This is a genomic window from Deinococcus rubellus (genome assembly GCF_025244745.1).
Classification (GTDB): domain Bacteria; phylum Deinococcota; class Deinococci; order Deinococcales; family Deinococcaceae; genus Deinococcus; species Deinococcus rubellus.
Window position 1 is genome coordinate 2399380 of record NZ_CP104213.1, and the last position, 21069, is coordinate 2420448.

Here is a 21069-nt window from a genome sequence, read left to right on the forward strand (position 1 = left end):
TCTCCCCAGATTTCAGCCGAGGAATGACATGACCCAGATGAATACTCCGGACCTTTTCGACCCCCTGATGCTCCAGGAAGCCCGGCAGACGCCGCAGGTGCTTGAGCGCCAGCAGCGCGAGAACGCTGAAGCTGTGACCCGCCTGGCCACCGCCCTGCGCGAGCGCCGCCCGCCCTACGCGGTGACGGTGGCGCGCGGCAGCAGCGACCACGCCTGCACCGTGCTGAAATACGCCCTGGAAACACAACTGGCCCTGCCCGTCGCCTCGCTGGGGCCGAGCGTGCATACCCTTTACGGAGCGCGCCTCGACTTGCGTGGGGCGCTGGTGATTGCCGTATCGCAGTCGGGGGCCAGCCCGGACGTGGTGGAGAACGTTCAGATGGCCCGTGAGGGCGGGGCCATCACCGTGGCGCTGGTGAACGTAGAGGACAGCGATCTGGCCCGCGCTGCCGAATTCACCTTGCCGCTGCGCTGCGGCGAGGAGCGGGCGGTGGCCGCCACCAAGAGTTACCTCGCCAGCTTGACGGCCTTTCTGCCGGTGATCGCGGCACTGACTGACGATCAGGCATTGCAAGACGCATTGACCGGGCTGCCCGACAAGCTGACGCAGACCCTGGAACTGGAAAGCAGCGCCTCCGATCTGGCCGAGCGCTACCGCTTTGCCGAGAACCTGCTGGTGCTGGCACGCGGCCTGCACTTCGGGGTGGCGCAGGAAGCGGCCCTGAAGCTCAAGGAGACCTGCGGCATTCACGCCGAGGCCTACAGCGCCGCCGAGTTCAGTCACGGCCCCAAGCGCCTGCTGGCCGAGGGACTGCCCCTACTGGGCTTCGCGTCCGCCGACGCGGCCCGGAGCGCCACTGAGCAGGCATACCGCGATCTGGTCATCAGCGGAGCCGACCTGCGAACCATCGGCCCGGCTCCCGCCAGCAGCCTCATCACTCCCCAGACCGGCCACGCCCTCACCGATCCGGTGGCCAGCGCTCTGGCCTTTTACCTGTTCGCTGGGCATCTGGCGCTGCACAAAGGCCTCAATCCCGACGCCCCGCCGCTGCTGAGCAAAGTGACGAAGACGCGCTGAACGAGGATCGAATACAGCCGTTCAGGAGATGGTACGCCGCGCACAGGAAGTGAGGAATTTAAAAATAACAAAAGCGCCGACTGGGTTTTAGGCCGTCGGCGCTTGTTATGAGGAAGCCCTGATATGGACTTACTCTTGGTTGCTTTTTGATGGTGGAGCCAAGCAGGATCGAACTGCTGACCTCGTCATTGCGAACGACGCGCTCTCCCAGCTGAGCTATGGCCCCATCTTCACCCAGTCCAGCTCAGGCGAAAGAGAGCCTAGCACGGCCCCCTCAGGGGCGCAAGAGGCGTCACGCTTGAGCGCCCTGCCAGGGTGTAAGCTCATTCGATGGAAGACCGCTTCGCTTACAAGTTTGGCCGCGAGGGCATCACCTTCGACGACGTGCTGCTGCTGCCCCGGCACTCGCTGGTGCTGCCGAGAGACGTGAATGTGCAGGCCCAGCTGACCCGCCGGGTGCGGCTCAATATTCCCTTCGTATCGGCGGCGATGGACACCGTGACCGAAACCGCGATGGCCATAGCAATGGCCCGCGAGGGCGGCATCGGGGTCATTCACAAGAATATGGGCATCGACGCGCAGGCCGAGATGGTCCGCAAGGTCAAGCGCAGCGAGAGCGGCATGATCGTCGACCCGATTACGCTGCCGCCCACTGCCAGCGTGCGCGAGGCCGACCGGATGATGGCCGAGTACAAGATCAGCGGCGTGCCGATCACCGACGCCGAGGGCAAGCTGCTGGGCATCATCACCAACCGCGACATGCGCTTCATCGACGACTTAGAGCAGCCCATCGGCAACGTGATGACCCGCGAGAATCTGGTGACGGTGGCGGTGGGCACCGATCTGGAAGAGGCCCGTGAACTGTTCAAGCGCAACCGTATCGAGAAGCTGCTGGTGACGGAAGGCGAGTACCTGCGCGGCCTGATCACCATCAAGGACATCGAGAAGACAGTGAAGTACCCGAACGCCGCCAAGGACGATCTGGGCAGGCTGCGGGTCGCCGCCGCCATCGGGGTCAGCAGCGACCTGATGGACCGGGCCGCCGCGCTGGTGCAGGCTGGAGCCGACGTGCTGGTGCTCGACAGTGCCCACGGCCACTCGCAGGGCATTCTCAGCGCGCTTGAACAGGTCAAGACCCGCTTTGACGTGGACGTGATCGCGGGCAATATCGCCACGCGGGAAGGCACCCAGGCCCTGATCGACGCCGGGGCAGACGCGGTCAAGGCCGGGATCGGACCGGGGAGCATCTGCACCACCCGCGTCGTCACCGGCGTCGGCGTGCCGCAGATCACCGCCATCTTCGAGGCGTCCGAGGCCGCCCGTGAAGCGGGCATTCCGATTATTGCCGACGGCGGCATCAAGCAGACCGGCGACGCGGCCAAGGCGATTGCGGCCGGGGCCAGCGCCGTGATGATGGGCAGCATGCTGGCGGGCACCGACGAAGCCCCCGGCGAGGTCGTGCTGCGCGACGGGCGACGCTACAAGAGCTACCGGGGCATGGGCAGCCTGGGCGCGATGGACCAGGGAAGTTCGGACCGCTACTTTCAGGAGAAAGGCAGCAAGAAGTTCGTTCCCGAGGGCATTGAGGGCATCGTGGCCTACCGGGGCACGGCGGGCGAGGTGGTGTATCAGTTCGTCGGCGGCCTGAGAAGCAGCATGGGCTACTGCGGCGCACCCGACCTCGACACCCTGCGCCGTGAGGCCCAATTCGTGCGGATCAGCTCGGCCTCGCTGATCGAGAGCCATCCACACGGCGTGACAATCACGCAGGAAGCACCGAACTACAGCAAGTAATACAGATTCCGATGAGATCGCGTCCAGCACACAGACGCTGAACACGATCTAACCCGACCAACGGGAGATAGGACAAGGTACTGGTTCTGCGTTGTGGACGTGCATCCCGCGCTTTTTGCGGGGTGTACTGAAATTAAGCGCAATCAGTACAAGACTGTGAGGCGCAGGGGCTGAGACCTTGCGGTTTCCTCAGCCCCTGCGACATTCAGAGGTTACAGAAACGTCTTGACCTGCGCCTCGTAAGCTGCCGGGTACACCGGAAACATCTGGCGGCCCTGGGTATTCCAGAGGGCGTCGAAGTCGCGGTAGCTGAGATATGACACCGGCCCCACCATGCTGTCACTCACCCACATGACGCCTGCCTGGTCATCGTAGCCGCGCACCACCCGGAAGTGGTTGATGTGACCGGGGCGGTCAAACCACTGCAAGACGATCACCGGAATGCCCAGCGCCAGCAGCTTTTTGACCTGCACGAGCTGGCCGCCGCGAATGGTGCGGGTGCGGAGGCCGAACTTGGCGAGTTCCAGGGCAATGGCACTCACCTGCATGTAGCCGTCGCCCTGGCGGGTGGTCTGCTGAATGACGTTCTGACCAAGGCTCACCTTGTAAAAGCCCAGCACCGCCGAGAGCGCGCTGGGACCGCAGTTATTAAAGGTCTGGAAATCGAAGGCCAGCCCCCGCAGGTAGGTTCGCAGCGGCAGGGCGTCGCCGAACGAGGCCACGTTGATGACCGGCGACCAGCCCACGAAGCTCGCCACCGTCGCGGCAGGCTCGGTCTTCCAGGCAAGTGGGCCGCCGACCGGGCCAGAGCGCGACACCGTGGGTACGCCGGGCGCAGCGGCGCGGGCTGCCCCCGTTGCCAGTTTCGTGGCCAGTTTGGGCTGGCCCACCAGCGTGGCCCGGCCCGCTGCCGGAAGCTGCAACTGCTGGCCCACTCTCAGGGTCGGGCTGCTCAGGCCGTTGAGCTTGAGCAGCACTTGAGAGTCCACGCCAGCGCTGCGGGCGATCTGATAGAGGGTGTCGCCGGGCTGGACCGTGTAGGCCGCTGAGACCGAACTGGCCAGCAGTGCCCAGGCGCAGCCCACGCCCAGCAAAAAAGTAAGCTTCATCTCCTTCAGATCATAAAGGTGACGGGTGCCTTGCGGATGAGTGAATCAGGAAACGAACCCGCGCCCAGACGCCCTTGGGAAGTTTCTCACAGTGAGACGACGTGACCTAAGACTCCGACATGTTCATCTCTTCTCATCTGACAAATTGTCATTAAGACTGAAAAAGGCGTATACTATGGTCATGAAGACGATGTTGAAGGCCGTCTACCATTCACTGCGTGAGCCGTGGAACAGCCTCACCCACTGGGCGGGCGCGGTGTTTGCGGTGGTCGCGCTGGCAGGTATGTTGTGGTACGCACTGGCCCAGCACCTGAGCGTCTGGCCGTTCGTGGTCTTCGGCCTGAGCATGCTGTTTCTATACACCGCCTCGGCGTCCTACCACTCGTTCCGGGTGGGCGAGCGCGCCCTGCTGCGGCTGCGCAAGCTCGACCACAGCGCCATTTTTCTGCTGATCGCGGGCAGCTATACCCCGGTGGCGTACTTCGGCCTCAGCGGCGTGTGGCAGAGCGTGGTGCTGTGGGTCATCTGGGGCGTGGCGCTCTCGGGCATTCTGCTCAAGCTGCTCACCATGCGCCTGCCCCGCTGGGTCAGCACACTGCTCTACGTCATCATGGGCTGGACCGCCGTGGCGTTCCTGCCGCAACTCTCGCACCGTCTCAGCGGCGCGGCCCTCTTCTGGTTGACGGTGGGCGGGGTCATGTACAGCATCGGAGCGGTGGTCTACGGCACCAAGCGGTGGAACCCGCGCCCCGGCATCTTCGGCTTCCACGAAATCTGGCATCTGTTCGTGCTGGGCGGCACCGGGGCACACGTGGCGATGATGTTCGCGCTGCGCTGAAACCGGAAAACGGGAGGGGCGGGCCACCCCATAGGCCCGCCCCTCACAGAGTTGGGTGCCCGGCGCTAGACCCCTGCCAGCCCGAACAGCCAGCCCTGCACTGTGCCGATGACGCTACTCAGCGGCCCACGGGCCAGCAAGATGAAGCCCATCACGATCAGAAAGGCGTAGGGCAACCGCTCGAACTCCATCAAGCTGCGGCCCAGGGTATTGGGGAAAATGCCCGCCAGGATGCGCGAGCCGTCGAGCAGCGGAATGGGAATCAGATTGAAGACCGCCAGCACGACGTTGATGCTGGCGACGATGCCCAGAATGGTATCGCCAAGATTGGTCTCGGGCAGCACCCGCAGCAGCAGGATGCACAGCAGCGCGATCAGAATGTTACTGATCGGCCCTGCCGCCGCCACCGCCACCATGCCCCAGCGGCCCAGATTGTTAAAGTTCACCGGTACCGGGCGGGCGAAGCCGAAACCCGCCACCAGCAGCAGAATGGCCCCGAACGGATCGAGGTGGGCCAGCGGATTGAGCGTGACCCGCCCAAACTGCCGGGGGGTGGGGTCGCCCAGCCGGTCGGCGGTGTAGGCGTGGGCAAACTCGTGAACGGTCAGCGACAGGATCAGCGCCAGTGCGATGATAACAAAGGCGGTGGGATTGGACGACAGCAGCGAGAGAAGACCCATTGGAGCATTCTAACGGGGCGTCTCATGATAAATTGCCCCGCTTCACGGCGCTGAGAAGCCCAGGTACGTTCGCAGCGCCGCCGCCTCCTCCTCGCGGCTGGCGACCTTCCCCGCCCGGCGCAACCCGGCCAGATGCGCGAGCGCCTCGCCCACCCCCGGCCCCGGCGACACACCCAGCTTCAGCACGTCCTTGCCCGTCAGCGGGATGTACGCCTGGGGCCGCAGCACCCCGCGCAGCACGGCCTCGGGGCTGCCGGGCGCAGCGTAACCGTGGCCGAGCGCCCGCACAAGCAGCGCCGCCGGACGTGGCCCCAGGTTCAGTCGCAGCTCCCAGTTCGGCACATCCACCGCGCCGGAGAGCAGGCCCGCCGCGTAGACAGCGTCAACGGGACGCTCGGGCAGGGCGTCCAGCGCGTCCAGTACCGGTAGCGAGGCAGATGGCAGCAGCGACCCCGCGCCCCAGCGCTCCAGCACCCGCGCCGCCTGACCGGGCTGGGGTTCGGCCAGCAGCAATCTCAGCTCGGCGTCGAGCCGGGGCGTCCGGGCGGCCACCGCCAGCGCCTGCGGCACCTGGGCCAGCAGTTCCGGCGAGGCCGTAAGTCCCAGCCGCGCCGCCAGCCGTGCGCCGCGCACTATCCGCGAGGCGTCGTCGGTGAACGAGCGAGCGCTGAGTGGGCGCATCTCTCGCCAGGCCAGTTCGGTCAGGCCGCCGTGCGGGTCGTGCAGCTCCGGCCCATCCGCTCCCAGCACCAGTGCCAGGGCATTCAGCGAGAAGTCGCGCCGCCGCAGATCCTGCGCCAGGGTACCGGGGTGCGGCAGCGGCGACTCGCCGGGGGCCGGGTAGCGTTCCATTCTGGCGCTCACCAGATCAGCGTTGCGCTCACCCGGCAAGCTGAGGGTGGCATTGCGGTAGGCCGGATGAAAGACGAACGGCAGCCCCGACGCCTGCGCCAGCGCCTCCGCGTCCGCTCCCACCACCACGATGTCGAGATCGAGTGGCATGAGGCCCAACAAAGCGTCCCGCACCGCCCCGCCGACCAGGGCCAGGGTGCCCACGCTCAGTCGGGCGCTCAACTTCGACAGCAGTTCCTGGTCCGCTTCGCCCAGGGCCGCCCAGACCCGTTCGGCCAGTTCCGGCGCGGCGGGCGGCGCGAGGTCAGCAGGCGTCAGCAGGGCGGCGAAAGTTCCGGCGTGCGTCACCGCCAGGGCGGGCGCGGTTCGCAGAGCGGCGCGGGCGTCTTCCAGACTGATCACGCTCTCCAGCAGCGGCACCCACTCAGGTGTTCCGCCAGTCGTGGCCGCGCCCACGACCTCTCCCCCGTCCAGCACCGCCAGCGCCTCCAGATTCCAGGCGTCGAGAACCTGCCCAGCCTGCCCCAGCGTCTCGGGTGTCAGCGTTGGTGGCGGCTGGGCGGGCAGCAGGTGGGCGAGCGTGTCTGACACCTGCCCAGGCTTTCACACCTGGGCATCGGGGGCAAACCCGGTACCTTATATGCTCAGTTGAACTGCGTCCTGGGCAACGTGGAGAATGAGCTCTGGTCCAGCACCACATTCACGGTGCGGGTCTGGCCGCCGTTTTCCACTTCCAGCTTCACGGTGTCGCCCGCTTTTTTGCTGATATAGGTGCCTTGCAGGTCTTCGGAGTTGGAGACCGGCATGCCGTCGGCGCTCACGATCACGTCGCCGCCCAGGGCGATCTGGCCGCCCTGAAACTGACGTGGCGTCCCGGCCTTGAGGCCCGCCTTGGCCGCCGGGCTGCCGGGCGTCACCACGCCGATAATCAGGCCGCTGGCGGGCAGCTTGAACTGCGCCCTGGCCTGATCGGTGAGCTGCCCGATGTCCACCGGCACGCCCACGACCCCGCCCCTGCCGTCACTTTGCTGCGCCAGCAACCCCGACTGAATGCCGATGGTGGGGGCCAGCACGATGCCGCCCTTGGCCGCCCGCAGCCGGGGCAGCAGGTTCTTGGCCGTGTTGATGGGGATGGCGAAGCCCACGCCCGCGCTCTGGCCCACGCCGCTCTGCGCCCCCGCCGGGCTGATGATCTGGGTGTTGATGCCGATGATCCGCCCGGTGCTGTCGAGCAGTGGCCCGCCGCTGTTGCCGGGATTGATGGCCGCGTCGGTCTGAATGGCCTTCTGGGTGATGCCTTCCGGGTTGCCGCCCGCGCCGCCGAGGGCCGCCAGGCTGAAACCAATCGGAATCTGCCGCGAGGCGCTGGAGATGATGCCCTCCGAGACGCTGAAGTCAAAGCCGAACGGCGCGCCCATCGCCACCGTCTTCTGGCCGACTTCCAGCGCGTCGCTATCGCCCAGCGGAATCGGCTTGATCAGCGCCTTGTCGATGTTCTTGGGCCGGATCAGCGCCAGATCGTACTGCGGCGCGAGGCCGATGATCTCGGCGTCCACCGGGTCTTTCTGACTCTGCACCCGCACCTTGATGCTGGCCCGGAAAGTCTGGCCGTCCTCGGTGACGACATGAAAGTTGGTCAGGATGTCGCCGCTCTCGTCCACGAAAAATCCCGAGCCGACGCCGCCCTGAATCTGGTTGCCGCCTCCCTGCCGCTGGCTGAACGGGTCAGGGCTGGCGGGCGACTCGGTGCTGACGTACACCAGTCCCGGCTCGTACTGCTTGACGATGGAGATGGTATTGGCCTCGTTTTGCAGCTTGGCCCCCACCTCGCTGATCGGCGCGGTGGCGTCGCCGGGCGCGGCAGCGCTGGCCTGGGTGGGAGGGGCGGCCTGGGTGGTCTGGGTCTGCGCGTTTTGGGCCGCCTCAGTTTTGATCAGGGTGGATGAGGCGCTGCTGGCGGGCTGGACCACGCCCGGCAGCGCGCCGTGAACGACGGTGGCTCCCAGACCCAGGCCCACAGCGGCGGCGATCACGGCGGTGATGACAACGGTATTGGTGGACTTGGCCATAATTGACCCTATTAAAGCGCCGCAAACGTGAAGACGATGCCCAGAAGAATGAAGAACACCCACTTTCCCGCCGCGCCGATCTGCTACCTTACTTCTCATGATCGTCTATGTCATCAATCCCGGCTCGACCAGCACCAAGCTGGCCCTGGCCGAGATTGAGCGCGGCGATAACCCGGGCCTGCCCTCTCAACTGCGCCTCAAGCTGCAAAAAACTGAGGTCGAGCACTCGGCGCTGCTGACTGGGCCGCTCGAACTCGGCGGCCTGGAAGCCGATCTGAGCGCTGCCGCCGCTGACTGGCCCGCCCCCGACGCGGTGGTGGCCCACTGCGGCCTGATCGGCACGCTGAACGCCGGGGCCTACCGGGTCACCCCCGAACTGGCCGAGTGGCTGCTGACCCACCCGAACGGCGAGCACACCAGTAATGTGGGCGCGGCGCTGGCCCTCTCGCTGGCAGAGTCGCGCAGCGTGCCCGCCTACATCGTCGATCCGCCGGACGTGGACGAACTGCTGCCCGAGGCCCGCGTCTCGGGGCTGGCCGGGACCGAGCGCCTCAGCCGCCTGCACACCCTCAATGCCCGGCTGGTGGCCCGCCGCGCCTCTCACGAGCAGGGGGTACGTTTTCAGGACGCCCGCGTGGTGGTCGCTCACCTGGGCGGCAGTGTCAGCGTCAGCGCCTTCGAGAACGGGCGGATCATCGACACGACGGGCGCGCGGCTCGACGAGGGGCCGTTCACCCCCAGCCGCGCCGGAACCCTGCCGATGCATGTGCTGATCGAGCTGGCCTACAGCCGCCCCCGCGCCGAACTGGAACGGCTGCTATTGCGCGAATCGGGCTTCGTCAGCCTGACTGGCACTGCCGACCTGCGCGAACTGGAGCGGCGCGAGAAGACCGAGGGACGGGTCAAGCTGGCCGCCGACGCCTTCGCCCACCAGGTCGCCAAGAACATCGGGGCCTACGCTGCGGCGCTGAGTGCCCGCCCGCACGCTATCGCCGTGACCGGCGGCATTGCCCGCTGGGGCAGCGTCGTGGACCGCATCGAGCGCCGGGTCGGCTGGATCGCGCCGCTGACGGTACTGCCCGGCGAACTCGAACTCGAAGCGCTGGCTGAGGGCGCAGGCCGGGTGCTGCTGGGCCTGGAGGCAGTCCGCGAGTGGAGCGCGCCGCCCGACTCCGACGCCACTGATTCCGCCGTCAGCACTGCTGCTGACCCGTCCTGATGGCCCGCCGCCCCCACGCCAGCCGCCGCCCGGCGCAGCCCATTCGTGCCACCAGCATGTGGCGGGTCGATCAGGTGTTTCTGAGTCGCCGGGGCCAGCGGGTGGAGGTGATCGCCAGTCTGGTCAACGATCAGGGGGGCCTGCGAAACCTCATCACCATCGCGCCGACAGACGACCCCGCTGAGGCGGTGAGGCACGCCGCGCGCTTCGTCGCGGGTAAGGGCAATGTCTACGAGGCCAGAAACGCCCGCGTGAGATGGACACGGGCGCAATCGGCCACCGCCCAGGACGAACTGATCCGTGACCGGGCGCTGGAGGACGAGTTTCTGGACGCCTTTCTGGAAACGCTGGGTGAGGTGCGCGACCAGATGCGCTGAGGCCCGGCGCACCCTTCAGCTTCAGTCCGCCGCCACCGCCACGTTCCCCCGCTGTCTCGCGCCGCCCCACCAGGCGCTGATCAGCAGCAGTGAACTGAGGACCGCACAGATCCAGGCCAGCGGCTCGAAGCCGAAGCGGCCCAGCAGCAGCCCGCCGAAAAAAGTGCCGAAGCCCGCGCTGAGGTAGGCCAGGGCGTCCACCTTGCCCTGCGCGCCCCGGTAAGCGGTGAGCGCCTTGCTGCCCGACAGGAAGCCCAGATTCCAGCCCAGCCCCAGCAAGAACATGCTCGGCGCGATCCACAGGCGACCCGACGGCGCGCTGAGCGCAGCGGCCAGCAGCAGCACCGCCCCGGCCAGATAGCCGAAGCGCACACCCAGGCGGTCAATCAGTGGCCCGGTCAGCCAGCCGAAGCCGTACATGCCTGCGATGTGCACCGTGACGAGTCCGGCGATGGCGGTGTGGTCCATGCCCATGTGGTGCGCCCTGAGCGGGGTGAGGCTCATCAACGTGACCATCAGGCCCTGCGAGACGGCCACCGCCAGCGCAGCAGGCCAGACCTGCGGGTGCGTGATGGGCACGCGGGCCACCTCAGCAGCCTGGGCCGTCACCTCGACCTGAGCCGGAGGCCGCCACAGCGAGGTCAGGCCCGCACCGAGCAGCAGGAACAGCGCTGCCAGCAGCCAGCCCACCACCTCCGCCGAGGTGTTCAGCCCGCTGGCAAAGTTGGCGAGCGGCCCGCTGAGCGCTGTAGAGAGCGCCGACCCCAGCACCGAGGCGAACATCATCGCGCCCAGCACCAGCCCGCGCCTTGAGGGAGCGACGCTCTCGGCGGCGGCGTAGCGGGCCTGCTGGAAACCGCCCTGAGACATACCGACCAGCGCCGCACCGAGCAGAAAGACCAGCAGATGCTGCTGCCACGCGCCCCAGAAGCCGATGAGCGCGCCGACCACACCCAGCAGGTAGGCCAGCACCAGCCCCTGACGGCGGCCTCGCAACATCAGCATCCCGAACAACCCCGCCGAGGCCGCCGCGCCCAGCGTGACCAGGGTGCTGGGCAAGCCCGCCAGGGCTTCGTGGCCCAGCGCGCTGATGACCAGCGAGGCCAGCACGGTGCTGGCGGTGGTGGCCCCGGTGGCCAGCGACTGCGAAAGAAAGAGCGCTGCCAGATTGAAGCGGCCCGGCTGGCTGGGGGAAGAAGCGGACATGGGTGAACTGTAGCAAGTCGGGGCGGGCTATAAGGTCAGGCCGATCCGAGCTGTCATGGCGGGTGGGGAGCCTGCGGGCACAGCGGATCGCGGCCATTCCAGCTTCCCTGCCCGGACAGCACGGCAAAACGGACGAACAGCTCCTCACTGAACCAATGCCCCCGCCTGGCCCGGGCGATGGCCCCCCGGTGGCCCGCACCCTGATAAGCGTAGGCCAGCATACTGGCCGTGTCCTGCCAGATACTGAAGGTGGCCTGGTGCAGCAGCGGCACCTCGCCCAGCCCCACCGAGGCCAGCAGGCCCGGCTGCGTTTGCAGGCCCGCTTGCGAGGCGGGCACGCCGCGCCAGAAGGCGGCCAGTTTGGCGGGACGGATGACGGCGCGTGTCAGGACGGCAATCTGGCCTGTCCCGGGCGAACGGGCCGTTTCAGGCGGGCTGGAAGGAGGTGAGGCGAACAGCGATTCGCCGCCCCACTGCCCGTGCCAGCGCGTGGGACGCAGTATCAGGGTGTAGCTCTCCCTCGTCAGTGCCAGCTCCTGACGCCGCCAGGGACTGTCCTCAAAGAGCTGACAGGCGGCGGGCGACGACCACACCGCCAGCCTGGCCCAGCGCCGCATATCCGCGCCGAGACCGAGATTGCTGCCGCGCCCGCTGCCCAGCAGTCGGTAGAAGTGCAGGCCAGGCACACCGCGCAGGTGCGGATGGTCACTCCCCATCTTACTCATGCCGGCCCAGGCGTGGGACCAGCTGTAGCGGCTCAGCGTCAGACTGACCACCGGGCCGACCGGAGAAACGGAGCCGATAGGAGAAGCGGACACCCGATCATTCTACCGGCGCTCCAGAAACAGCTGCCGTAGTGCAGCATGATGTTTAAGCAACCATGAGGCAGACTTCCGGCCAGTGCCGCGCTGTCCGGCGTCGGCCTGAACGAATTCCAGAGCGACTGCCGCGCCCAGCTCTAAGCCAGTGCGCCTGCCGCCGCCTTGAGGGCGTCCACCTTGCCGAGCTGCTCCCAGGGAAATTCGGGGCGGCCAAAGTGACCGTAGGCGGCGGTCTGGGCATAGATGGGGCGCAACAGATCCAGCTCGGCGATGATGGCCTGCGGGCGGGCGTCGAAGTGGGTGCGGACCAGTTCGGCTAGGGCCTCGTCGCTGATGTTGCCGGTACCGTAGGACTCGACCCGCAGCGACACCGGATGGGCGCGGCCAATCGCGTAGGCGATCTCGACCAGTGCTTTGTGGGCCAGACCCGCCGCCACCAGATTCTTGGCAATGTAGCGGGCGTAATAGGCCGCCGAGCGGTCCACCTTGGTCGGGTCCTTGCCGGAAAAGGCCCCGCCGCCGTGCGGCACCGCGCCGCCGTAGGTGTCCACGATAATTTTGCGTCCGGTCAGGCCGGTGTCGCCGTGCGGGCCGCCGATCACGAACTTGCCCGACGGATTGATGAAGAACTTGGTGTCGGGGCGCAGATACTCGGCAGGAATGACGGCCCGGATCACCTGGGCTTCCAGATCGGTGCGGATCTGGGCCTGGGTCACCTCCTCGTCGTGCTGGGTGGAGATGACCACCGTATCGACCCAGGTGTCCTGCCCGCCCTCAGCGGTGGCCTCGCGCACCACCGTGACCTGGGCCTTGGCATCGGGGCGCAGGTAGGTCAGTTGCTCGGTCTTGCGGAGTTCGGCGAGGCGGCGGGTCAACTGGTGCGCCAGACTGATCGGCAGCGGCATCAGTTCGGGGGTCTCGTCGGTGGCGTAGCCGAACATCAGCCCCTGGTCGCCCGCGCCGATCATGCTGTACTTGTTGACCGGGTCCAGACGCTCGGCCTCGCTCATGCCGCGCCACTCCTCGGAGAAATTGACGCCGCCCGCGATGTCGGGACTCTGCTCGTGCAGCGCCACCAGCACGGCGCTGTACTCGGCATCGAAGCCGTAGTGGGCGCGGGTGTAGCCGACTTCCTTGACCGCCTCGCGCACCACCCGCTGCACGTCCACATGGGCGCGGTGGGCCGTGACCTCGCCCGCCACCACGGCCATGCCGGTGGTCAGCAGCGTCTCGACGGCCACCCGGCTGCCGGGTTCCTGACGCAGAAATTCGTCGAGAATGCTGTCGGAGATGAAGTCAGCCAGCTTATCGGGGTGGCCTTCCGAAACGGACTCGGAAGTGTAGTAGGTTCTGGCGCGCGTGTGCGGTTGCGACTTTTGCATATCTGCCTCTGCGCCCCGCAGCCTTCGCATAATGCGGGAAGCCGGGATGTGTCTCACAGAACAGACCTGGAGAGGAGTGTTCACCGGCCCGGCGGCGCGAGGTCAATCTAACAAGCCGGGCGGGCAGGCGTACAGGGGCGCGGCGAATCTGTCATCTTGGGCGGATGTTCACTTTTGGGCCTGAGCCGCTCTCCGAGGTGCTGCCCCGGCTGCGGGCTGCCCTGCTGGAGACGGGCGAGGTCAGGTTCAGCGTACCCGACCCGGACGCGGGGGCAGGGTTGTACGCCGGGGAAGTCGGGGCAGCGGGCCGCCACCGTTCTTATCCGGTCTGGCTCGACGTGGCCGACGTGCTGGGCGCGAGGATGCTGACGCCTGGGGTGCTGGAAGGTGGGCGCATCGAGCTGACCCTGCAACGTTTGCCACCCGCCTTGCGGGGCGGCGGGTACGGCGCAGAGAGCGAGTTCCAGCGCGTCGACAAGCTGGAAGATCCCTGGTTTCTGCACGGTTTTACCGAGGCGCTGCAGCGGGCCTGGCTGAAGGTGGGCGCACAGATTCTCAGCGTCGGCGTGGGCGCAGGCCGCGAGCTGGACGCCCTGGCGCTGGCGTATCCGGGCAGGGAGTTTGAAGTGACCGGCATCGATCTGGACGAGAGTGCTTTGGGTCTGGCCAGAGAACGCCACCCCGCCTGGACCTTTCAAGCCGGGAATGTGAATGCGCTTGGTCCCGACCTGGGCCGCTTCGACCTGATCGTGGCGCTGAGCGTGCTGCAAAGCCGGGGGGTGAATCTGGACGTGGCCCTACGCGGATTGATGAAGCAGCACCTGAAGCCCGGTGGCAGCTTGATCGTCGGCTTTCCCAACTGCCGATACACGGGCGGCGAACTGCGCTACGGCGCGCGGATGCTCAACTTCCGCGACCCCGATCTGTCGCTTCTGATGGCCGACGTGGCGCTGGTACGGCGGCATCTGCACAAGCACGGCTTCAAGGTATACGTGACTGGCAAGTACGAGGTGCTGGTGACGGGTGTTCCGCTGCGGGAAGCTACACTGAATCCTTGAAATGACGCTCACCCCTGTTCCGTTTACCAAGCGCCTGACCGAGCGCAGCCTGACGTTTGGCACCCGCCTGTGCCTTGGCCTCGACCCCCGGCTGAACGCCTACGGGAACCGCGACGCCCTGCGGCAGCATACCCTGGCCGTGCTGGACGCCTGCGCACCCTACGCCGCCTGCGTCAAACCACAGTTCGCCTTCTACGAGGCGCTGGGTCTGTGGGGCATGGCGCTGCTGGAAGAAGTCTGCACAGCGGCCCGCGCTCTGGACCTGCCGATCATTCTGGACGCCAAGCGCGGCGACATCGGCAGCACGGCGGCGGCCTACGCGCAGGCCTGGCTCAGTGGCGACCACGCGGGCGACGCGCTGACGGTCAACCCGTTTCTGGGCGCGGAAACTTTGACGCCGTTCGTGGACGCAGCGCGGCAATACGGCGGCGCGGTCTTCGTGCTGGTCAAGACGAGCAATCCCGGCCAGGCCGACTTTCAGGGCGGCGGCATTTCCGAGAAGGTGGCAGCGGAAGTGGCCCGGCTGGGATCGGACGAGGGCGGCCTGAGCAGCGGCGGCCTGTCTTCAGTGGGTGCAGTCGTCGGCGCGACGCATCCGCAGGAACTGGCCCAGTGGCGGGCGGCCATGCCACAGGCTCCCCTGCTGCTGCCAGGGCTGGGAGCACAGGGGGCAAGGGCCGCCGACCTGGCCGCCGCCTTCCTGCCGGGCGGCACGGGCGCGGTGGTGAGCGCCAGCCGGGGCATTCAGTATGCGGCGGGGCTGGACGTGGACGCGGCGGTATCGGCAGCGCGGACATTCAGGGACGAATTGAACGCGGCGCTCCGAGACTGAGCGGCGGGGTTGGGGTTTGGGGCTGAGACCTTTGCAGGACATCACGCCTCACCTCCCGGCTCTACCTTGAACGCGTGACTTCCGTGGCCCGTCAGCGTCTCCTGTTTCTCTGGACGGCAGCGCTGTGTCTGGTGGCCTCGTTCGCCTACCTGACCCGCGAGCCGCAGAACGGGCTACAGAACCTGAACGGCGCGCTGGGTCTACCCGCGCTGTCCGGCATGGCGGGGATGGACATGGACAGTAAGGACAGGTCCGGCGAGACGCCAGCATATTCGCCGCACAGCCACCACGCCGCCCACTGCCCGTTCTGTTTCAGCGCCGCCTTCGCGCTGGAAGCCCAGGACTTCGTGCTGTCACTGGTTGAAGCGATTCGTCCCGGTTTTCTCCGTGTGCCCTACCCTCAGCCGCACCTGCTGGCACTGCGCCACGCCGAGGTCCGCGCCCCACCCCCTTCCAGAGCCGAAGCCTGATCGTTTTCGTTTCCCTCCTGGAGGTCGATTCAATGTCCCGCATTCCCCTACTGTTCAGCTTGATTGCCCTAACCCTCGCGGCCCCGGCACAGGCCCAGCACCACCATGCCGTGTCAGACCACAGCATGCCCAGCATGTCCATGCCGATGCCAACCAAATCCGCGACCAGCAAGGCGGCCACGAAGCTGCCCGCCGCGCCTGTCAGGGTCAGTGGGGCGTTCGTACAGGCCCTCCCACCCGGCACCGCCGACGGCAGCGTGTATCTCAACCTCACCAACACTGGCAAAACTGCCCTGAAGCTGACTGGCGGCACGTCCAGCGTGAGCCAGGCGGTAACGCCGATGCAGCAGACCAAGATGACCGGCATGGCCGGAATGACCGGTATGAAAGATCTGCCCGCCATGACCATCGCGCCGGGACAGACCCTGAAGCTGAGTCCGGGCGGCGACCACCTGATGCTCTACCGCATGAAGCGGGTGCCGCTGGTCGGCGAGACCGTCAGCCTGACACTGAATTTCGTCGGCTACGCACCGCTGACCCTCAAAGTGCCAGTCAAGCGACTCTGAGCCAGGCAGTGCGCCGCCGCCTATACGAGGAGCATCGCCAGGGCTGAGCTTGGCCCCAACAACGGCCCACAGCGTCCATACCGCGTCGTTGTCCTCCAACATAACGAGTGGCTCAGCAGCGGCGAGTCGTTCGAAGTTGACGCGGTGGTAGGGGACGATGCGGGGCGGCAGTCTGGGCGTAGCCTCAGCCGAGCAGCGCGAGAATCAGAACAACTGACGCAAGGGGCGGCGCATGGCTGCCGGGATGCCCATCAGGAGCCAGAGAACAGTGAGTGGGTCTGCGGCGTTTGCCCCCCGATCAGCGCCAGCACCGCTTCCTCCTTGCCCTTGGCCTCCACCTCGATCCAGGGCACGTCGAAGTAGGCGCTGGGAACATCGGTGATCAGGTGGCTGTGGCGGCGGTCCTGTGGTCCATCGATGCCGTTGCTGAGGTGAACGACCTGCCACGCGGGCGGCGTCCAGGTGGCCCGCGCCGCCAGCACCCACTCGCGCACGCTGGGGTCTTCCTGCCCCTCCAGCTTGTCATGAACGACGTGGTGGTGGGCATCGAAGACCAGCGGCGTGCCGGTGGCCTGGCAAACCGGCAGCAGCTCGGCGGGGCTGTAGGCGCGCTCGTCGTTTTCCAGCACCAGGCGCAGCCGCGCCGTGTCGGGCAGATCGCGGATGACCTCGGCCAGCACACCCGCGCGCCCCCCCTTGCCGCCGTGCAGGATCATGCCGTGGTACGGACTGCGCTCGAAACCCAGGCGGTCGAGCACGTCGGCGTGCGTCAGAAACTGGTGCAGACTGCTTACTCGCACCTCGGCCCGCTCGGAGTTGAGAACGATGTACTGGTCGGGGTGAATCAACACCCGCACGCCCGCATCATGAAAGGCCTGCCCCGCCGCCGTCAGCTCGGGCGCGAGTTCATCCAGCACGGCCTGTCCGGTGGGGTCGTCCAGCAGATCGAGCATCGGGTAAAGGGCTGCCGACATCCGGAAGAGCCGAATGCCGCGCGCCACACAGTAGGCGGCGGCGCTGGCCAGTTTGGCGGTGTTGGAGGCGTAAAGGTCGCGCAGGGCCGGGTACCGCTCGGGCGCGTCCAGCGAGCGGTAGCGCTTGAGGGTGATGGTACGGAACCGCAGTTCCGGACCCTGGGTCATACAGACCAGACCGAAGGCGGGCGCGCTCACGACTTTTTTCCCTGCGTCCGGCATCTGTCCGAGCAGTAGACGACCGTGTCCCAATCGCGCTCCCACTTCTTGCGCCAGGCAAACGGGCGGCCACACACCGGACACATTTTCTGGGGGCGCTCGGAAGGCTTTTTGCCGCCGCCCATCGGCCTAGCGGCAGATTTAGCGGGCATGCTTCTCAGCGAGTTGCCGCAGCGCGTCCGCCAGCACCAGACCAGCGTCCTCATCGGCCTTCACGTGAACGGTCACGGCTTCGTCCGGGCCGGGTTTCTCCAGCGCGGCGAGCTGACTGGGCAGCAGCGAAGCCTTGGCGTAACTGCCCTGGCGCTCCTCCAACCGGGTGCGCAGCACGCCCTGCGGCACGTCCAGGTAAATGAAGCCAGTCTGCGGCCCGCTGAGCGCCGTTCGGTAGCTGGCCTTGAGTGCCGAGCAGGCCAGCACCACGCCCTCTCCCCCGGCGGTGTGCTGCTCCAGGGCGGCCTTCAGGCGGGCCAGCCAGGGCGCGCGGTCTGCATCGGTCAGGCCCTCGCCGCGCGCCATCTTGGCCTTGGCGTCCAGCGTATGAAAGTCGTCGGCGTCCAGAAACACGAAGCCGTAATACGCTGCCAGACCTTGCCCCAGGGTGGTCTTGCCGGAGCCGGAAACGCCCATCACGATCAGTTGGGCAAACGGGGAGGTGGGCATGCCGTCAGGCTAGAGCAGGTGAGGAGCAGGATCTGGAAGGCAAGGCACAGCCCCCCTCAGCCCACGTCCGAGAGCAGCGGCGAGCGGAAGCGCTCATCGGGCACGTAGAGCCAGCGGCGACGGCTGAGCAGCGCCACGATCAGGCTGACCAGCGCCACCGCACCCAGCCGCAGCATGAACAGGCCGTACTGCCCGGCGTAGCTGCCGAACAGGGCGTAGCGCATGGCGTTGATGGCGTCGGTGACCGGCACGACGGCGTGCAGCGCCTGGAAGAAGGGCGAGGACAGTTCCACCGGGTAGGTGCCGCCGCTGGCCGCCAGTTGCACCACCAGCAGAATCAGGGCCAGCAACCGCCCTGCCGCGCCCAGCAGCAGGTTGAGCGCCAGCACCAGCAGCATGAACGTCAGGCTGGACGCCACTGCCGTGACGATGACCAGGGCCGGGTGCAGAAACTCGATGCCCAGCAGGTGAATGCCCAGCACCACCACCAGCGACTGCGCCACCACGTAAGCGCCCGGCACCGCGAACTTCCGAAGCACCCGCGCCGCCTGCCCGCTGCGGCGGCCACTCTCAGGAATCAGCAGGAACGGGAAGATGAAGGTGGTCAGGGTGCAGCCGACCCACAGACTGAGCGTGATGAAGTACGGCGCGAAGGCGGTGCCGTTGTTGGCGACCTTGGCCGTCGTCTGAGACACCACCAGCACGCTGGCCGACAGTCCCTGCGGATCGCCGCCGAGCTGCTGCACGCTGGTGGGAATCCTGGCGTACAGCTTGGCAAGGCCGCTTTGCAACTTGATACTGCCGCCGCTGACATCGCTGGCCCCCGCTGCCAGAGCCTGCGCCCCACTGCCGAGCTGCCCCAGGCCGCTGGCGAGGTCGCCGCTCTTCTGCGCCAGGGTACTGGCCCCGCTGCTGAGTTTATCCAGGGTGGGCTGGGCCGGAAGCTGCTTCTCGATGCTGCCCAGCGCTGATTTGAGCTTGAGGTTGCCCGCCACCAGCGTCTCCAGCCCACCGCCGAGCGAGGCCGCGCCCGTTGCCAGCTTCTGCGCGCCGCTGCGGGCCTCGCCGGTCTTCTGGGCCAGGGTGGCCGCGCCCTGCTGGAGCTGCTGGCTTCCCGTTGCGAGTGTGGCCGCGCCAGTCGCCAGGGTGGTGGCCCCGGCGCTGAGCCGCTGCGTGCCGATTTTCAGGTCGCCGCTCCTGGCAGCCAACGTCGCTGCTCCCGTCGCCAGGGTTGCAGCCCCGGCCTGCGCCTGGGCCGTTTTCTGGGCCAAGGTCGCCGCACCCTGCTGGAGCTGCTGGCTTCCCGCGTTCAACTTCGCCGTGCCCACCGCCAGCGTCCCGGCCCCGACGCTGAGTTTCTGGGCCGCGCTTGCCGCCGTGCCGATCTTGGCGGCCAGGTCGCTGCTGCCACCCTGGAGCTGGGCGGCCCCACCTTCAAGCTGCACCAGGCCGCTGCTGAGCGGCGAGGGGGTCGGCGCGTCAAGCACGCCTGCCTTCAGTGCGGCGGCAGACTGACTGAGCTGCTCTGCTCCCTGGGCCAGCGTGCCCGCGCCGCTCTGGAGCTGGTTCAGGCCACCGGTCAGGGTTGGTAACCCCTTCGCCAGTTGCTGAGCGCCGCCATTGACCTGCGCAGCTCCCGCCGCTAGCGTCTTGCTGCTGGACGCCAGTTGCTGCGCCCCGCCGCCGAGCTGCTTCAGTCCGCCCGAGAGCTGCCCGGCCCCGCTGGAGAGGGACGCCGCGCCCTGCTGGAGCTGGCCCGCGCCGGCACTGAGTTCGGGCAGGCCCGCCGCCAGTTGTCCGGCTCCCATGCTGAGCTGCCTGGCCCCGCTGGTGAGCTGGCCGCTGCTGGCCGCCAGCCTGTCCGCACCCGCGCTGAGCTGGGTCAGCCCGCCCGCCAGTTGACGGCTGCCCTGCTGGAGCGCGGAGGCTCCTCCTTGCAGCGGCTTGAGCTGTGCCTGACCGGGGGCGGCAGCGCTGAGCTGCCCGATCCCGCTGGAGAGCCGGGCCACGCCGCCGGTCAACCGACCCACCCCGCCCGACAGATCGCCCGCGCCCTGGGCCAGTTGCTGACCGCCCTGGGCCGCCTGGGCTGCGCTTCCGGCCAGTCGGCTGGCCCCGCTGCTCAGTTTCTTGCTGCCGTCCACCAGTTGATCCGCGCCGGTCCTGAGCTGCCCGGTCGCGCTACGAATATCCCCAAAGCCCTGCTCCACCTTCACCAGCGCTTTCTGCATCTTGTTCCAGCGGGTATCTCCAAGGCTGGCATTGAGCGTGGCAGCCACCTTATCGGTCACCGAAGCGCTCACCCGGCTGGCAAAGTAACTGGTGCCCTCGGCACTGTAGAGCCGCAGCAGCCCGTGCTCAGCGCTGCTCCCGGCGATGGCCTTACGGCTGAAGTCGGTGGGAATGCTCAGCGCGAAGTACACCTCTCCCCGGCGCACCGCTGCCTGGGCCGCCGCCTCGCTGGGATAGTCCACGAACTTGACCGGCGGATCGTCGTGTAAGGTCTTGACGAGCCGCGCGCCAAGGTCGTAGCGCTGGCCCTGAAAGGTGGTGCCCGCGTCGGCGTTGACCAGCGCGGCGGGCAGCTTGTTCAGGTTGCCGTAGGGGTCCCAGACGCTCGCCAGATACACCGAGACATAAATTACCGGAACCAGCAAGATGGCCAGGGCCGCCGCCCACATGATCGGCGCGCGCCACAGGCGGCGTTCGCTGGGCGTGAGGACGCGGAAATCCTGCCCCAGACGGTGGAGTGGCGAACGGCGGACAGGGTTGGGCGCTTGATCAGTCATGAAGTTCCTCAGGAGATGGGCAGCAGAGATGCCCGGCTGCCCCCAAGTCTGCCGCTCTATTGACGCTGTGTCA

The 21069-nt window shown here is 67.3% G+C and carries 20 protein-coding genes and 1 tRNA gene; 9 read left to right on the top strand and 12 right to left on the bottom strand.

The window, feature by feature from the left end; genetic code table 11:
* Positions 1 to 28: 28 nt before the first annotated feature.
* On the top strand, positions 29 to 1078 hold the full coding sequence (locus N0D28_RS12330) for an SIS domain-containing protein (protein WP_376777625.1): 1050 nt from the start codon (positions 29 to 31) through the stop codon (positions 1076 to 1078).
* Between the two features lie 150 nt (positions 1079 to 1228).
* On the opposite strand, the gene N0D28_RS12335 is transcribed toward N0D28_RS12330, so the two are convergent.
* Positions 1229 to 1304, bottom strand: a tRNA-Ala gene (locus N0D28_RS12335).
* A gap of 104 nt (positions 1305 to 1408) precedes the next feature.
* Between N0D28_RS12335 and guaB the strand changes: the two genes are divergently transcribed.
* Positions 1409 to 2872: an IMP dehydrogenase gene (guaB, locus tag N0D28_RS12340; RefSeq protein ID WP_260559805.1), complete on the top strand. Its 1464-nt coding sequence runs from the start codon at positions 1409 to 1411 to the stop codon at positions 2870 to 2872.
* 212 nt (positions 2873 to 3084) lie between these two features.
* On the opposite strand, the gene N0D28_RS12345 is transcribed toward guaB, so the two are convergent.
* Positions 3085 to 3981, bottom strand: a complete 897-nt coding sequence (locus N0D28_RS12345; RefSeq protein WP_260559806.1) for a LysM peptidoglycan-binding domain-containing protein — start codon at positions 3979 to 3981, stop codon at positions 3085 to 3087.
* A gap of 181 nt (positions 3982 to 4162) precedes the next feature.
* Here N0D28_RS12345 and trhA point away from each other — a divergent pair, with 181 nt between their 5' ends.
* Positions 4163 to 4819, top strand: a complete 657-nt coding sequence (trhA, locus tag N0D28_RS12350; RefSeq protein ID WP_376777626.1) for a PAQR family membrane homeostasis protein TrhA — start codon at positions 4163 to 4165, stop codon at positions 4817 to 4819.
* Between the two features lie 65 nt (positions 4820 to 4884).
* Here the strand turns inward: trhA and N0D28_RS12355 are convergent, their stop codons facing one another.
* From N0D28_RS12355 to N0D28_RS12365, 3 genes are read right to left on the bottom strand one after another with little or no spacing between them, the layout of a single operon-like run.
* Positions 4885 to 5499: a site-2 protease family protein gene (locus N0D28_RS12355; RefSeq protein ID WP_260559807.1), complete on the bottom strand. Its 615-nt coding sequence runs from the start codon at positions 5497 to 5499 to the stop codon at positions 4885 to 4887.
* Between the two features lie 42 nt (positions 5500 to 5541).
* Positions 5542 to 6942 (bottom strand): tRNA nucleotidyltransferase/poly(A) polymerase family protein, encoded by a 1401-nt coding sequence (locus N0D28_RS12360; RefSeq protein ID WP_260559808.1) that lies wholly within the window; start codon positions 6940 to 6942, stop codon positions 5542 to 5544.
* Between the two features lie 53 nt (positions 6943 to 6995).
* Positions 6996 to 8420 (bottom strand): S1C family serine protease, encoded by a 1425-nt coding sequence (locus tag N0D28_RS12365; protein ID WP_260559809.1) that lies wholly within the window; start codon positions 8418 to 8420, stop codon positions 6996 to 6998.
* Between the two features lie 97 nt (positions 8421 to 8517).
* Here N0D28_RS12365 and N0D28_RS12370 point away from each other — a divergent pair, with 97 nt between their 5' ends.
* Both N0D28_RS12370 and N0D28_RS12375 read left to right on the top strand, forming a co-directional pair.
* Positions 8518 to 9639, top strand: coding sequence for a butyrate kinase (locus N0D28_RS12370; protein ID WP_260559810.1), 1122 nt, complete (start codon positions 8518 to 8520; stop codon positions 9637 to 9639).
* Complete coding sequence (locus N0D28_RS12375; RefSeq protein ID WP_260559811.1) at positions 9639 to 10016, top strand: hypothetical protein; 378 nt, start codon at positions 9639 to 9641, stop codon at positions 10014 to 10016. The genes N0D28_RS12370 and N0D28_RS12375 overlap by 1 nt, the downstream gene beginning before the upstream one ends.
* 21 nt (positions 10017 to 10037) lie before the next feature.
* Here the strand turns inward: N0D28_RS12375 and N0D28_RS12380 are convergent, their stop codons facing one another.
* The 3 genes from N0D28_RS12380 to metK all read right to left on the bottom strand — a co-directional run bounded on the left by N0D28_RS12380 (position 10038) and on the right by metK (position 13425).
* On the bottom strand, positions 10038 to 11222 hold the full coding sequence (locus N0D28_RS12380; RefSeq protein ID WP_260559812.1) for an MFS transporter: 1185 nt from the start codon (positions 11220 to 11222) through the stop codon (positions 10038 to 10040).
* A gap of 53 nt (positions 11223 to 11275) precedes the next feature.
* Positions 11276 to 12040 (bottom strand): hypothetical protein, encoded by a 765-nt coding sequence (locus tag N0D28_RS12385; RefSeq protein WP_260559813.1) that lies wholly within the window; start codon positions 12038 to 12040, stop codon positions 11276 to 11278.
* 140 nt (positions 12041 to 12180) lie between these two features.
* A complete protein-coding gene (gene metK, locus N0D28_RS12390) occupies positions 12181 to 13425 on the bottom strand; it encodes a methionine adenosyltransferase (protein WP_260559814.1) in 1245 nt (414 codons plus the stop codon).
* Between the two features lie 164 nt (positions 13426 to 13589).
* On the opposite strand from metK, the gene N0D28_RS12395 reads away from it, so the two are divergent.
* The 4 genes from N0D28_RS12395 (at position 13590) to N0D28_RS12410 (ending at position 16351) form a co-directional block, all read left to right on the top strand.
* Positions 13590 to 14483, top strand: coding sequence for a class I SAM-dependent methyltransferase (locus tag N0D28_RS12395; RefSeq protein ID WP_260559815.1), 894 nt, complete (start codon positions 13590 to 13592; stop codon positions 14481 to 14483).
* 1 nt (position 14484) lies between these two features.
* Positions 14485 to 15315, top strand: coding sequence for an orotidine-5'-phosphate decarboxylase (pyrF, locus tag N0D28_RS12400; RefSeq protein WP_260559816.1), 831 nt, complete (start codon positions 14485 to 14487; stop codon positions 15313 to 15315).
* Positions 15316 to 15389: 74 nt separating this feature from the next.
* Positions 15390 to 15785, top strand: a complete 396-nt coding sequence (locus N0D28_RS12405; RefSeq protein ID WP_260559817.1) for a DUF2946 family protein — start codon at positions 15390 to 15392, stop codon at positions 15783 to 15785.
* A gap of 32 nt (positions 15786 to 15817) precedes the next feature.
* Entirely contained in the window at positions 15818 to 16351 is a 534-nt protein-coding gene (locus tag N0D28_RS12410) for a copper chaperone PCu(A)C (RefSeq protein ID WP_260559818.1), read from the top strand.
* 251 nt (positions 16352 to 16602) lie between these two features.
* Here the strand turns inward: N0D28_RS12410 and N0D28_RS12415 are convergent, their stop codons facing one another.
* Genes N0D28_RS12415 through N0D28_RS12425 form a run of 4 tightly spaced genes read right to left on the bottom strand, consistent with a single transcriptional unit; the run spans position 16603 to position 20996 of the window.
* Entirely contained in the window at positions 16603 to 17547 is a 945-nt protein-coding gene (locus N0D28_RS12415) for an apurinic/apyrimidinic endonuclease family protein (RefSeq protein WP_376777627.1), read from the bottom strand.
* Entirely contained in the window at positions 17520 to 17750 is a 231-nt protein-coding gene (locus tag N0D28_RS15715; protein ID WP_376777628.1) for a DUF2256 domain-containing protein, read from the bottom strand. Before N0D28_RS15715 ends, N0D28_RS12415 begins: the two co-directional genes overlap by 28 nt.
* Entirely contained in the window at positions 17686 to 18207 is a 522-nt protein-coding gene (locus tag N0D28_RS12420) for a gluconokinase (protein ID WP_260559820.1), read from the bottom strand. The genes N0D28_RS15715 and N0D28_RS12420 overlap by 65 nt, the downstream gene beginning before the upstream one ends.
* Before the next feature lie 56 nt (positions 18208 to 18263).
* Positions 18264 to 20996: a YhgE/Pip domain-containing protein gene (locus N0D28_RS12425; protein ID WP_260559821.1), complete on the bottom strand. Its 2733-nt coding sequence runs from the start codon at positions 20994 to 20996 to the stop codon at positions 18264 to 18266.
* Positions 20997 to 21069 lie beyond the last annotated feature (73 nt).